Here is a 12,573-nt window from a genome sequence, read left to right on the forward strand (position 1 = left end):
GAGTCAGGCGGCCGCGCTATAAGTGATCGGGAGCGTTCGGACGCTGGACGAGGCTGACGAGCACGAACGAGATGATCATCAGCAGGTACCAGCTCCCGAGCTTGTCCAGCCCGACCATGTGCCAGCCGTCGTCCTGGCTAGGATAGGTCCAGGCGCGCGCGAAGGTGCCGATATTTTCGGCGAACCAGATGAAGAGCGCGACGAGGGCCCAGCCGACGAGCAGCGGCATGCGGCGGTGGGTGTGCAGGGGACGGAACCACACCTGGCAGCGCCAGAAGAGCAGCGCGGTCGCCGCGAACAGCAGCCAGCGGATATCGTACAGCCAGTGATGCGCGAAAAAATTGACGTAGATCGCGGCGGCGAGTGCATAACTTGCCCATGCTGGCGGGTAGCCGGTGTAGCGAAAGTCGAAGATCCGCCAGACGCGCGCGATGTAGCTGCCGACCGCTGCGTACATGAAGCCCGAGAAAAGCGGCACCGCGCCGATATGGAGCAGGCTCGCTTCGGGATATTGCCACGATCCCGCGGCGGTCTTGAACAGCTCCATCACCGTGCCGACGATGTGGAAGATCAGGATGACAATGGCTTCTTTCGGCGTTTCGAGCCGGAAGGCGAGCATGCCGAGCTGGATCAGCACCGCGCCGATGGTGATCGCGTCGTAGCGGTGGAGCGGCGCGCCGTCGGGCCAGAACAGGTGCGTGCCGAGGAGCAGCGCGAGCATCAGTCCGCCGAACAGGCATGCCCAGCCCTGTTTGAAGCCGAAGGCGAGAAATTCGAGGAACCAGCCGCGCGGCCCGGGTTCGACGGCCATCGCTTCGAGGCGGGCGCGGACGGCGTGGAAGCGGCTGTGACCGCGTCCGGCGTCAGACATGCACCGAGACCCACGCGATCAGCATCGCGGCGGGGAGCAGCAATGCCTGCGCAAGGACCGTTCCGGCGAGTCGGCTCAGCGAGATGAAGGTGATCGCGCGGCGGAAATCGGCCTCGTCGACTTTTCCTTCGACCGCGTCGTCGGTCATCACCGACAGTTGCGGGTCGATGAAGGCGAACAGAAGGATCGTCGCGAAGCCGTTGATCAGCGCCGAAAGCTGCGATGCGGTGACGCGAAACTCGGGGGCGAGATAGCCGGCGTAGAGGGAGGCGACGACACCGACGGCGAGCAGCGACTGCGCGAGGCAGTTGGCGATCAGCACGCCCCAGCCGATGCCCTTCGGCATATGCCAGCCCTTGAGGTGCGACAGGCTGGGGAAGCGGAGCGACTGGCGGAGCGTCCTGAGGCCGCTCGGGCTGGCGGCCTTGAGCGCGAGCTTCGTCGTAGAGCGATTGTCCTGGTACCAGCCGATCGCCGCGGCGAACATCCGCTGACCGGTGGGGACGAGCAGGATGCCGACCAGGGTCGCGATGCTCGCCGCCGCGAGCACGAACTGCATGTCGACGAACAGCGAGGCGCCGCTGCCGTCGTGGATGCGCGTCTCGATGCGCTTGGCGAGGAACGGGCCGAGGAAGCTGTTCGAGGTGCGCGAGAAGAGGACGAGGATATTGAACAGCGCGAAGGACATCGCGATCCGCCGCGTCCGCACCCCGGCGATGCGCGCCGCATAAGCCAGCGCACCGATCAGGTTGATGAAGCCGGTGAGCAACAGGATGGTGACGAGGGGGAGGTCGATCATCGCCGGGGATTAGCTGTGCGCGTGCATCATTTCGAGCGAATTCACTCGGGATCGTCGACCGGCATGTCGGCCGCGACGAACCGGCCCGTGTCCGGGTCCCGCTCGAAGGCGCTGCCGACCGGTGCGTCGATCAGGTGCAGCCAGCTGTCGTCGCGGTTCAGCACGGCGCCGAGAGCGACATAGCTGAACGGCGCGTTGCCGCTCTCGATGTCGGACATATCGGGGGGATCGCTCTCGATCCGCCAGCCGCTGTCGGAAAAATTGTCGTCGTCGCGCGGCGGATCGGGCTCTTCGCGATACAGAAATTCGACCTTGCGGCGGCCGTCGAGGATCGCATTATCGACGAAACAGCGGTCCCAATAATCGCGCCGTTCGGGTGTCGGGGGTGGCGGTACGGTGCGATTATCGTCCCACATGATGTCGATGATGTGCTCGCGGTCGAAGCTCACGCGATCGCCGGCCTTCAATTGCGGCATGTCGCCCGGATGATTGTCGAGCGTCCCGGCCAGATGCGCGCCGTCGGCCGCGGTGACGATCACCCACATGCGTTCGACCTCCCATTGGCCGGCGGGGATCGAACGAAACATCAGCTTGACGAGATCGCCGGGTGCGACCGCGAGCAGTTCGTTTTCGGACGGCAGTTCGAAGGTATAGGGCGCATTTTCGGCGACCGGCCGCGGGTCTTCGATCGCGTATCGGCCAAACAGGCGCCGGATCAACGACGGCAGCGCCATGCGCCGTTCAATGCTTTCGCGTCAGCTCGCGCATCGCATCGTCGAGCCCCGCGAGGGTCAGCGGATACATGCGGTCGCTCATCAGCTGTTTGATCAGCTTCACCGACTGGGTGTAGCCCCAATGCGCCTCGGGCACCGGATTGAGCCACACCGCGGCGGGATAGACATGGGTGATGCGCTGGAGCCAGACCGCCCCTGACTCTTCGTTGAAATGTTCGACGCTGCCGCCCGGATGGGTGATTTCATAGGCGCTCATCGACGCGTCGCCGACGAAGATCACCTTATAATCATGGCCATATTTGTGGAGGATGTCCCACATCTGGTGGCGTTCGGACCAGCGGCGCTTATTATCCTTCCACACGCCCTCGTACGGGCAATTGTGGAAATAGAAGAATTCGAGATTCTTGAATTCGGTCGTCGCGGCGCTGAAGAGTTCCTCGCAGAGCTTGATGAACGGGTCCATCGATCCACCGACGTCGAGGAACAGCAGCAGCTTGACCGCGTTGCGCCGTTCGGGGCGCATCTTGATGTCGAGCCAGCCCTGCCGCGCCGTGCCGTCGATCGTGCCCGGGATGTCGAGCTCGTCGGCCGCGCCCTCGCGTGCGAACTTGCGCAGGCGGCGGAGCGCGATCTTGATGTTGCGGGTGCCAAGTTCCTTGGTGTTGTCGAGGTTCTGGAATTCGCGCTTTTCCCAGACCTTCAAAGCCCTCTTGTGCTTGCTCTCGCCGCCGATCCGCACGCCCTCGGGGTTATAGCCCGAATTGCCGAAGGGGCTGGTGCCGCCGGTCCCGATCCACTTGCTGCCGCCTTCGTGGCGCTTCTGCTGTTCCTCAAGCCGCTCTTTCAGCGTCTCCATGATCTTGTCCCAGTCGCCGAGCGATTCGATCGCCGCCATTTCCTCGGGCGTCAGGAATTTCTCGGCGACCGCCTTCAGCCAGTCGGCGGGGACGTCGACCGGGTTCTGGCCGTAATCGGAAATGATGCCCTTGAAGACTTTGTTGAACACCTGATCGAAGCGGTCGAGCAAGCCCTCGTCCTTCACGTAGATGGCGCGGCTGAGGTAGTAGAATTGCTCGGGGCTGCGGTCGATCACCTCGCGGTCGAGCGCCTCCAGCAGCATCAGATGCTCTTTCAGGCTGGCGGGAATGCCCGCCGCGCGAAGCTCGTCGAGAAAGCCGAAAAACATGGCTCAGGGGTACTCTGTCGCGGGGAAGGGTGCAACTGCTTTACGTAAACGGAAAGTGCGGGCACCCAAAGCCGTCGCTTCGCCCATTGACCACGCGTTAACCATTATCGGTCATCACCCGAAGATTAATCCAGAGTGGGTGGCGCAATGAAATTCGATCCGATCGACCCGGCGGCTCCGATCCTCGACCAATCGGTCGCGAGCGACTGTGGCGCGCTTGCCGTCGGCTGCAGCGACGCGGCCGGCCGGATCAAGCGCGCGACCGACCAGATGGAACGCCAGATCGGCGAGCTCGGGCAGCTCGAGGACTATGTCGTCGGCCTCGAGGCCGACCAGCGTCAGATCGCCGATTCGACCGACGAGGCGAAGCTGCTGTCGGCGCGCGCGTGCGAACAGCTCGACGCCGGTGCCGAGCGCGTCAACGCGGCGGTCACCGAATTCCGCTCGGTGATCGATCTCGTTGCGCGGCTTGGCGCGCATGTCACCAATTTTGCTGCGGTCATGGAGCAGGTGCAGCAGGTCAGCCAGTCGATCGAGTCGATCGCCAAGACCACCAACATGCTGGCACTCAACGCTGCGATCGAGGCCGAGCGCGCGGGCGACGCCGGACGCACCTTTGCGGTCGTCGCCGCCGAGGTGAAGAAGCTGGCGCAGAACACGCGCAGCGCGACCGACGAAATCCGCCGCAGCATCGGCAGCCTCGCGGCCGAAGCGGGCGGGCTGGTCGCCGAAATCCAGTCGGGGGTCGAACAGTCGAGCCGCGCCGAGGCGCAGTTCGAAACGATCACCGACGCGCTGCACGACGCGACGCATCTGGTGGCGTTGCTCGACGACCAGAGCGACCGGATCGCGCAGAGTTCGGCGATGGTTCACGCCAATGGCGCCAAGGTGCGCGGCGCGCTCGGCCGCGTCGTCGCGTCGGTGCGCGAAAATGGCGCGACGCTGGGCGAAACGCACGACAGCATCTTGTCGATGGAGCATGTGTCGAACCGCATGTTCAACGCGGTGATCTCGGCCGGGGTCAGCCCGCAGGATTCGGCGATCGTCGAGCTTGCCGCGCAGGTGCGCGATGAGTTCGTTGCGCTCGCCGAAGGCGCGATCGCCGCGGGCAGGCTGTCGATGGAGCAGGTTTTCGATACCGATTATGTCCGCGTGCCGGGGTCGAACCCCGAACGTTTCCGCACCAGCCTCTGCGACTGGGCCGATATCCATTGGCGGCCGCTGTTCGACCGCATCGTCGCCGAGCATCCCGAAATCAAGATGTCGTCGGCGAGCGACATCAACGGTTTCCTGCCGACGCATGTCACCGACTGCTCGCGCGCGCCGACGGGCGATGTCGCCCACGACACCGCCCACTGCCGCAACGGCCGCATCCTCTATGACGAAGCCGACGCGGCCGCCAAACGCAGCACGGCGCCCTTTTTCATGATGGTCTATCGCCAGGAAGGCGACGGGATCAATTACGTGACGGTGCGCAACGTCTATATGCCGGCGGTGATCAACGGCCGCCGCTGGGGCGATGTCGAGGTGGCTTACCAGCTGTAAAGTTGGTTTTGATCTTATGTATCACGCCAACCCGCGCGCCAGAGATACAATCGCAAGGTGCGCATCGCAGATTCGATTTCAAGGATACTCGTGTGCCACTCGCCCAAGGGCATTATAATGCGGTTTGAGCCAAAAGGGTGAGTCAGCGACCGGATGCGATGCCGTAATCGTAGATCGATGACGCAATCATTCGCGCCGCGAAAGCTACGCTTGTCAAACTTGAATTGCTCGATTTCGCTCCAAGGAATTTCAAGAGGACAGATGTTGCGGTTGAGGGTCAATCCCGAAGGTGCGATGCGAATGTCAAAGCCTTGCGAACTTCCCCATCCTCGACAGAGGTGTGACCACCCGCTGATGAAACCGATCAAGGCAAACACACTGCAAAGGAATTTGAACGCGATTTCGATCCACACGGAACCTGAACTGGGAAGAAGGGGCGCAGCGGCAAACAGCGCGCTTAGCGCGATATTGCGCCAACCGAGGAAGACTTCTTTCTCGCGCGAGAAAACGGACAGCTCGACAATTTCGTCAACGGCCGCAGCCGTCATCTTTAGCCGCCCTGCCGCCGCGCCATGAAGGCGAGCTTTTCGAACAACATCACATCCTGCTCGTTCTTGAGCAGCGCGCCGTGGAGCGGCGGGATCGCTTTGCCGACGTCTCGGTTCTGTAGCACTTCGAGCGGCATGTCCTCGTTGAGGAGCAGCTTCAGCCAGTCGATCAGCTCGCTGGTCGAGGGTTTCTTCTTGAGCCCCGGAACTTCGCGGACTTCGTAGAAGATGTCCATCGCGCGGCTGACCAGCGTCTTCTGGATGCCGGGGAAATGGACCTCGACGATCTCCGCCATCGTGTCGCGATCGGGGAATTTGATATAGTGGAAGAAGCAGCGGCGCAGGAAGGCGTCGGGCAGTTCCTTTTCGTTGTTCGAGGTGATGACGACGATCGGGCGTTCCTTGGCGACGATCGTCTGGTCGGTCTCGTAGACGTGGAAGGCCATGCGATCGAGTTCCTGGAGCAGGTCGTTCGGGAATTCGATGTCAGCCTTGTCGATCTCGTCGATCAGCAGCACGGGCAGCTTGGGCGAGGTGAAGGCCTCCCACAATTTGCCCTTCCGGATATAGTTGCGGATGTCGTGGACGCGCTCTTCGCCGAGCTGGCCGTCGCGCAGGCGCGCGACCGCGTCATATTCGTAGAGGCCCTGCTGCGCCTTGGTCGTCGACTTGATGTTCCAGGTGATTAGCGGGGCATCGAAGGCTTTCGCGATTTCCTCGGCGAGCACGGTCTTGCCGGTGCCAGGTTCGCCTTTCACGAGCAAAGGGCGGCGCAGCAAGGTCGCGGCGTTGACGGCGACCTTCAGGTCGTCGGTGGCGATATAGGCGCTGGTTCCTTCGAAGCGCATGGGCGGAGAGCCTTTCCCTTAACGTGAACGTCAATCAGGGCGGGCATAGCGAGGGAGGATGGGCGGTGCAAGTAAACAGGCGTTGCCGCCCGCCGCGGCGTCGGCTCAGGCGTCGTGCCGGCTGGCGGCGCGGGCGGCGAGCAGGTCCCAGAGGCCGCTATGCTGGGTAATCAGTTGCTGGGCGCCGAAAACCATGGCGCGCTCGACCGCGGGGCTGTCGGCGATCGTCGCGGCGAGCCGGGCGGTGTCGCGCAGGTCGGGCAGGGTGCAGCGCGGCGAGTTCATGTCGAGCCGCTGCGCGCTGATGTCGAGCAGGACGCGGATCGTCCGCCAGTCGAGCGTCAGCGCGATCGCGGCGCCCACCGCGCAGCCGTGCCGGTCGGATTCAGCGAGCATGTCGAGCGCCTTGCACTGCGCGCTGACCGCGGACTCGCTCTGTGCCTGTCCCTGCGTGCTCGGCACCGGGCCGACGGCGGCGGCGATCTTCGACAGGAAGGCACGTTCCTGTGCGAAGGCATCGGCGGCTTCGTCCATCCACTGGCGCGAGGCAGGGTCGACCGCCTTGCGCGCGGCGTGATCGATGACGCCGGGATAGCGGCCGTGGAGGAGGCAGAGGAAATGGACGGCGTCGGCGAGGTTTCGCATCGCGTCCGGGCCGCTCGACAGCGCGCCCGAGCGGACATGCGGATGCGCACCGGTGCCCTCGCTCGCGACGAGCGAATCGAGCATTTCGGCGACATCGCGTGGCGGCAGCTTGGGCTGGGTCGACTGGCTCAACGCTTGATCCTCGCATGCGGCGCGGGTGATGAACCCGCCCCCTTCTGGAATTCCGGCGATGAGTCTTAGGGCAACGTCGTAAACGTCGCGTTTATAAGCGCCGCCGGAACAGGCCAATGCTGTGCCGGTGCGGGACGGTCCGAAAATAAAGGGACCGGCAAGCGCAAGGTGCTTGCCGGTCCCGGTTGGCTATGGCGCCAGTGGACGTCAGGGAGCCGGGAGCGGGTCAGACGGGGAGAGGGAGCCCGGCCCGCGCCCAATCAGGCGGCGAGAGCGAGTTCGCCGGTCGCCGGAGCGGCGGGGGCGATCGCGGCGGGCTGGGCCGCCGCCGGAGCTGCATCGCCGAGCTTCGCGGGGAAGAGGAAGCGCGACGCGAGCACCGCGACGCCGAGCGCGAAATAGCCGATGAAGGTCTGGACCGGGAAGAAGAAGAGCGGCGCGACGAAGGCGAGGCGCAGCCACAGCGGGTTGAAGCCGAAGTCCTGGCCAACGGCCTCGCAGATCCCGAAGAAGGTGTCGCGGCGGCGGAAGAGGTTGGTGGTTTCGTTTTCCATCTTTTTGTCTTTCCTGTGGCTGCGGGCCCTGCGCCGCGGCGATGCCAAGTGCATCGCAAAGGCCGTGCCAGTTTCTGCAGTCCCCGGTTTTCCGGGATTTTTTATGTCAGCCAAGCGGGGCTGCGCCGTCCTGAGTGCGAACCGATTCCCATTATGCGGGAATGATTGCCATTCGATGGCGTGCGCTTTCTCGTCGTTGAAGCGCTCCGCATCGCGATGACGGCCGGCATCTGGGGCGCAAATGTGAAGATTTAAAGAGGGCGAGCGTAAAAAATTGTGCAGTGCACCATTCGATCAAGGCTTTGATCGAAAGTGCAAAATGAAACACCCCGCCGGTGAGGGCGGGGTGTCTGGTGTCCGGAAGCTTGCCGAAGCTTACTGGTCGAGGAAGCTGCGCATCTTGCGGCTGCGCGACGGGTGCTTCAGCTTGCGGAGCGCCTTGGCCTCGATCTGGCGGATACGTTCGCGGGTCACGCTGAACTGCTGGCCGACCTCTTCGAGGGTGTGGTCGGTGTTCATGCCGATGCCGAAGCGCATGCGCAGCACGCGTTCCTCGCGCGGCGTGAGCGATGCCAACACGCGGGTGACGGTTTCCTTGAGGTTCGACTGCACCGCGGCGTCGACCGGGATGACGGCGTTCTTGTCCTCGATGAAATCGCCGAGGTGGCTGTCTTCCTCGTCGCCGATCGGCGTTTCGAGGCTGATCGGCTCCTTGGCGATCTTCATCACCTTGCGGACCTTTTCGAGCGGCATCGACAGACGCTCGGCCATTTCCTCCGGCGTCGGCTCGCGGCCGCTTTCGTGGAGGAACTGACGGCTGCAGCGCACCAGCTTGTTGATCGTCTCGATCATATGGACCGGGATGCGGATCGTGCGCGCCTGATCGGCGATCGAGCGGGTGATCGCCTGACGGATCCACCAGGTCGCATAGGTCGAGAATTTGTAGCCGCGGCGATACTCGAACTTGTCGACCGCCTTCATCAGGCCGATATTGCCTTCCTGAATGAGGTCGAGGAACTGCAGGCCGCGGTTCGTATATTTCTTGGCGATCGAGATCACGAGGCGCAGGTTCGCCTCGACCATTTCCTTCTTGGCGATGCGCGCCTCGCGCTCGCCCTTCTGGACCATGTTCACGACGCGGCGGAATTCGGTCAGGCTCATGCCGGCGGCCTGCGCGATCTCGCTAATTTCGATACGGATGCGGTCGACCGCGCCGGCTTCGTTCTCGGCGAAGGCGGCCCATTTCTTGTCGAGACCGGAGACCTGATCGAGCCAATTCTCTTCGAGTTCGCGGCCGACATAATTGTCGAGGAACGACTTGCGCGGCACTTTGTGGCGCTCGGCAAGGCGCAGCATCTGGCCGCCCAATGCGGTCAGGCGGCGGTTATAGCTGTAGAGCTGGTCGACGAGATATTCGATCTTGGTGCCGTGGAACTGCACGCTTTCGACCTGCGCGGTGAGTTCCTCGCGCAGCTTGTGATATTTCTTTTCCGACGCCGAAGGAAATTCCTCGCCGCCCGACAGCGATTCGAGCCGCGCTTCCTGCAGCTTCTGGAACGCCTTGAAGCTCTTGGTGATGTTGGCGAATTTTTCGAGCGCGTCGGGCTTCAGCAGCTCTTCCATCGCCGCGAGGCTGAGGGTGTTGTCTTCCTCGTCTTCCTCGAAGCTCTCGCGCTTGCCCGACGAGCCTTCGCCGTCCTCGTCGTCGCCGTCGGCGGCGGGCTCTTCCTCGACCTCGTCCTCGTCCTTGAACGAGACGCCGGCATTCTTCTCGCTGATCTCGCCATCGTCCTCGGCGCCTTCCTCATCGAGGTTTTCGGGCGCAGGGTCCTTCGACAGCATCGCTTCGAGGTCGACGATCTCGCGGAGCTGCATGTCGCCGTTGTTGAGGGCGTTCGACCATTCGATGATCGCGTTGAAGGTCAGCGGGCTTTCGCACAGACCGAGGATCATCGTGTCGCGGCCCGCCTCGATGCGCTTGGCGATCGCGATTTCGCCCTCGCGGGACAGCAACTCAACCGCGCCCATTTCGCGCAGGTACATGCGCACCGGATCGTCGGTGCGATCGACCGTTTCCTTCTTCTTTTCGACCGCGGGGTTGGACAGCGAACCGGTGCCGGCGCTGACGTCGACCTCGTCGTCGGCTTCCTGATCGGCTTCTTCCTGAACATCCTCGTCGCTCTCGACGATGTTGATGCCCATGTCGGAGATCGCCGACATGATGTCCTCGATCTGCTCCGACGACATCTCGTCCTGCGGCAGCGCCGCATTCAATTCGTCATAGGTCAGGTAACCGCGCTTCTTGCCGCGCGCGATCAGCTTTTTGACATCGGCCTCGTTGAGGTCGATCAGCGGGGCGTCGGTGTCGGCTTCGGTGTTCTTCGTGGCCATATCTGTTCCTGCCTAGGGGCATCAAGTGGGTCGGTTACTGGCCGCTGCTGTCGGACAGCGCGGCCAGCCGGCGGGTCAAATCCTCGTCCATCGCGCGCAACCTTTGTTGTCGCGCCAGGCCTTCGTCATCCATCGTGCGCTGAAAGTCCGCGGTGGCCTCTGCCAGCCGGGCGCGGATTTCGGGCTGGGTGACCAGCACGCCGATATATTCTTCAAGGTCGCGGAGCGCCGTTTCCGGCGCCGGAGCGGCCCCCTGTCTGCTTTCCAGCCTGCGGTTGAACGAGAAGTGCATTCCGTCGGCTCTGAGCAATGTCGTCGCCCTATTATACACTTTCATTGGCTCCAATATGGCAAGCAACCCCTCGCAATCAAGCCCTTCCTGACCGATTGCGATGTCAAGCATCGCGCCGAGCAATTCGGCGTCGGCGGAATCGGGAACCGCGAGCCGCGTCAGCGCCTCTTCGTTGCGGCGCAGCGCTTCGGGATAGCGCAGCAGTCCGCCGATGAGCGCGGCGACGAGCGGTGCCGCAATCCCCGCCTGTCCGATGGAACGCGTCTCGTCGGCGGGAGGTTGCAGGCGCGGATCGGGGGCGAAGCGGCGTCCCGCCCCGCGCCGCGCCGACGGTGCCCACGGAACGCGCGGTGCGCGCTCGGGCTGCCGCCGCGCAAACAGCGCATCGAGCCGCTCGCGGAAGGCCTCGCGATAATGGTGACGGACATCGGCGTCCTCGATCGCGTCGGCGTGAGCGAGGAGGCGCGTTTTCAAGGCGGCGCGTTCTTCGGGGGTGGCAAGCGGGCCGGCGGCGACTTCGTGCGCCCAGAGGCGTTCGACGAGCGGCTGCGCGTCCTCGAGGATTTCGGCGAAGCCCGCGGCACCGCGCGCGCGGACGAGGTCGTCGGGATCCTGTCCCGCGGGCAAAGTCGCGAAGGCGAGGCTGAAACCGGGCCGGAGCAAGGGAAGCGCGCGCATCGCGGCGCGCATCGCGGCTTTCTGACCCGCGCTGTCGCCGTCGAAGCAGAGCACCGGTACCGGCACCATCCGCCAGATCAAGCCGAGCTGGTTCTCGGTCAGCGCGGTGCCGAGTGGCGCGACCGCATCGGCGATCCCCGCCTCGGCGAGCGCGATGACGTCCATATAGCCTTCGACGACGACGATCCGGTTCGTCTGGCGCGACGCGGGCGAGGCCTTGTCGAGATTATAGAGCGTGCGCCCCTTGTCGAAGAGCGGCGTGTCGGGCGAGTTCAGATATTTGGGCTCGCCATCGCCGAGGATGCGGCCGCCGAAGGCGATGACGCGTCCGCGCGCGTCGCGGATCGGGATCATCAACCGGCCGCGGAACCGGTCATAGGGCTCCTTGTCGTCGACCGCGATCAGCATGCCCGCCTCGACGAGCATCGCGGTCGGGAATTTCTTGAGCGCTTCCTTGAGGGCGCTGCGGCTGTCGGGCGCGAGGCCGAAGCCGAAGGCCTTGCGCGTCGCCTCCGAAATCCCGCGTTTTGTGAGGTACTCGCGCGCCGGGGCGCCGTTGGTGCTGCCCAGCTGCTGGGTGAACCAGTCCGCTGCCGCCTGCACCACATCGCGCAGGCTCGCCTGCTCCTCGGCCTTTTTTGCGGCGCGCGGGTCGGCGGCGGGAACCTCCATCCCGGCCTCGGCGGCAAGCTCCTTCACCGCATCCATGAACGAGAGGCCGCGCTGATCGGTCATCCAGCGGATCGCGTCGCCATGCGCGCTGCAGCCGAAGCAGTGGTAGAAGCCCTTTTCGTCGTTGATCGTGAAGCTGGGCGTCTTTTCGTTATGGAAGGGACAACACGCCTTATACTCGCGGCCGGCGCGGGTGACCTTCACCGTCCGCCCGATCAGCGTCGACAGCGTGATCCGCGATCGCAGTTCGTCCAGCCATTGCGGGGTGAGGGTCACGAGGGGCGAACCTCGTTCCCAGTTCCGTTCGTGTCGAGCGAAGTCGAGACACCCATCGGCTTGGCGCTATCCTGAGCGGCGTCTCGACTTCGCTCGACGCGAACGGGAGGGGAGGGGCGTTCGGCTGGCGGTTTGGCGAAGTGGCTCACGGCGTTCCAATCGCCTCGGATCAGCGCTTCCTTCTTCGCCTGAGACCATTTCTTGATCCGCATCTCGGCGTCCAGTGCTTCAAATCGCGTCGCGAAATCCTGGGACCACATCAATCGCACGGGCAATCTTGACGAAGTGAAACCATCGATCGCACCCGACTGATGCTGGCCAATGCGATACTCAAGATTGTCCGTATGTCCGGTGTAGTAGCGCCCATCGGCACAAAGCAGGATATATGTCCAGAACGCCATC

The 12,573-nt window shown here is 63.9% G+C and carries 12 protein-coding genes; 1 reads left to right on the plus strand and 11 read right to left on the minus strand.

The features are described 5' to 3' along the window. Window positions 1-16: 16 nt before the first annotated feature. The 4 genes from AN936_RS02995 to AN936_RS03010 are packed head-to-tail and all read right to left on the minus strand — an operon-like array spanning window position 17 to window position 3,590. On the minus strand, window positions 17-871 hold the full coding sequence (locus AN936_RS02995) for a DUF817 domain-containing protein (protein WP_054586835.1): 855 nt from the start codon (window positions 869-871) through the stop codon (window positions 17-19). Further along, window positions 864-1,670: a lipid II flippase Amj family protein gene (locus AN936_RS03000; protein ID WP_084758140.1), complete on the minus strand. Its 807-nt coding sequence runs from the start codon at window positions 1,668-1,670 to the stop codon at window positions 864-866. The genes AN936_RS02995 and AN936_RS03000 overlap by 8 nt, the downstream gene beginning before the upstream one ends. Window positions 1,671-1,711: 41 nt before the next feature. Next, entirely contained in the window at window positions 1,712-2,404 is a 693-nt protein-coding gene (locus AN936_RS03005; protein WP_054586836.1) for an immunity protein Imm33 domain-containing protein, read from the minus strand. A 7-nt stretch (window positions 2,405-2,411) separates the two neighbouring features. Continuing rightward, the gene (locus AN936_RS03010; protein WP_054586837.1) at window positions 2,412-3,590 is read right to left on the minus strand and encodes a vWA domain-containing protein; all 1,179 of its coding nucleotides are present in this window, start codon (window positions 3,588-3,590) and stop codon (window positions 2,412-2,414) included. A 147-nt stretch (window positions 3,591-3,737) separates the two neighbouring features. Here AN936_RS03010 and AN936_RS03015 point away from each other — a divergent pair, with 147 nt between their 5' ends. Continuing rightward, window positions 3,738-5,135 (plus strand): methyl-accepting chemotaxis protein, encoded by a 1,398-nt coding sequence (locus tag AN936_RS03015; RefSeq protein WP_054586838.1) that lies wholly within the window; start codon window positions 3,738-3,740, stop codon window positions 5,133-5,135. Window positions 5,136-5,149: 14 nt separating this feature from the next. Here AN936_RS03015 and AN936_RS03020 read toward each other — a convergent pair whose 3' ends face one another. The 7 genes from AN936_RS03020 to AN936_RS03050 all read right to left on the minus strand — a co-directional run bounded on the left by AN936_RS03020 (window position 5,150) and on the right by AN936_RS03050 (window position 12,572). Continuing rightward, window positions 5,150-5,683, minus strand: coding sequence for a hypothetical protein (locus AN936_RS03020; RefSeq protein WP_054586839.1), 534 nt, complete (start codon window positions 5,681-5,683; stop codon window positions 5,150-5,152). 2 nt (window positions 5,684-5,685) lie between these two features. Next, on the minus strand, window positions 5,686-6,531 hold the full coding sequence (locus tag AN936_RS03025; RefSeq protein WP_054586840.1) for an AAA family ATPase: 846 nt from the start codon (window positions 6,529-6,531) through the stop codon (window positions 5,686-5,688). 105 nt (window positions 6,532-6,636) lie between these two features. Then, window positions 6,637-7,308 (minus strand): DUF6975 family protein, encoded by a 672-nt coding sequence (locus AN936_RS03030; RefSeq protein WP_054586841.1) that lies wholly within the window; start codon window positions 7,306-7,308, stop codon window positions 6,637-6,639. 260 nt (window positions 7,309-7,568) lie between these two features. Further along, window positions 7,569-7,862, minus strand: coding sequence for a PspC domain-containing protein (locus AN936_RS03035; RefSeq protein ID WP_054586842.1), 294 nt, complete (start codon window positions 7,860-7,862; stop codon window positions 7,569-7,571). A 375-nt stretch (window positions 7,863-8,237) separates the two neighbouring features. Beyond that, a complete protein-coding gene (gene rpoD / locus AN936_RS03040) occupies window positions 8,238-10,253 on the minus strand; it encodes an RNA polymerase sigma factor RpoD (protein ID WP_054586843.1) in 2,016 nt (671 codons plus the stop codon). A gap of 34 nt (window positions 10,254-10,287) precedes the next feature. Then, window positions 10,288-12,171, minus strand: a complete 1,884-nt coding sequence (gene dnaG / locus AN936_RS03045; protein WP_054586844.1) for a DNA primase — start codon at window positions 12,169-12,171, stop codon at window positions 10,288-10,290. Further along, a complete protein-coding gene (locus AN936_RS03050; protein WP_054586845.1) occupies window positions 12,168-12,572 on the minus strand; it encodes a GIY-YIG nuclease family protein in 405 nt (134 codons plus the stop codon). Before AN936_RS03050 ends, dnaG begins: the two co-directional genes overlap by 4 nt. Between the last annotated feature and the right edge of the window lies 1 nt (window position 12,573).

The organism is Sphingopyxis macrogoltabida, from assembly GCF_001307295.1.
In the GTDB taxonomy this organism is placed as follows: domain Bacteria; phylum Pseudomonadota; class Alphaproteobacteria; order Sphingomonadales; family Sphingomonadaceae; genus Sphingopyxis; species Sphingopyxis macrogoltabida_B.

Excerpts from the sequence above, each read along its gene's own strand:
- AN936_RS02995 (WP_054586835.1), bottom strand. The coding sequence starts at position 871 with ATGTCTGACGCCGGACGCGGTCACAGCCGCTTCCACGCCGTCCGCGCC.
- AN936_RS03000 (WP_084758140.1), bottom strand. The coding sequence starts at position 1,670 with ATGATCGACCTCCCCCTCGTCACCATCCTGTTGCTCACCGGCTTCATC.
- AN936_RS03005 (WP_054586836.1), bottom strand. The coding sequence starts at position 2,404 with ATGGCGCTGCCGTCGTTGATCCGGCGCCTGTTTGGCCGATACGCGATC.
- AN936_RS03010 (WP_054586837.1), bottom strand. The coding sequence starts at position 3,590 with ATGTTTTTCGGCTTTCTCGACGAGCTTCGCGCGGCGGGCATTCCCGCC.
- AN936_RS03015 (WP_054586838.1), top strand. The coding sequence starts at position 3,738 with ATGAAATTCGATCCGATCGACCCGGCGGCTCCGATCCTCGACCAATCG.
- AN936_RS03020 (WP_054586839.1), bottom strand. The coding sequence starts at position 5,683 with ATGACGGCTGCGGCCGTTGACGAAATTGTCGAGCTGTCCGTTTTCTCG.
- AN936_RS03025 (WP_054586840.1), bottom strand. The coding sequence starts at position 6,531 with ATGCGCTTCGAAGGAACCAGCGCCTATATCGCCACCGACGACCTGAAG.
- AN936_RS03035 (WP_054586842.1), bottom strand. The coding sequence starts at position 7,862 with ATGGAAAACGAAACCACCAACCTCTTCCGCCGCCGCGACACCTTCTTC.
- rpoD (WP_054586843.1), bottom strand. The coding sequence starts at position 10,253 with ATGGCCACGAAGAACACCGAAGCCGACACCGACGCCCCGCTGATCGAC.
- AN936_RS03050 (WP_054586845.1), bottom strand. The coding sequence starts at position 12,572 with ATGGCGTTCTGGACATATATCCTGCTTTGTGCCGATGGGCGCTACTAC.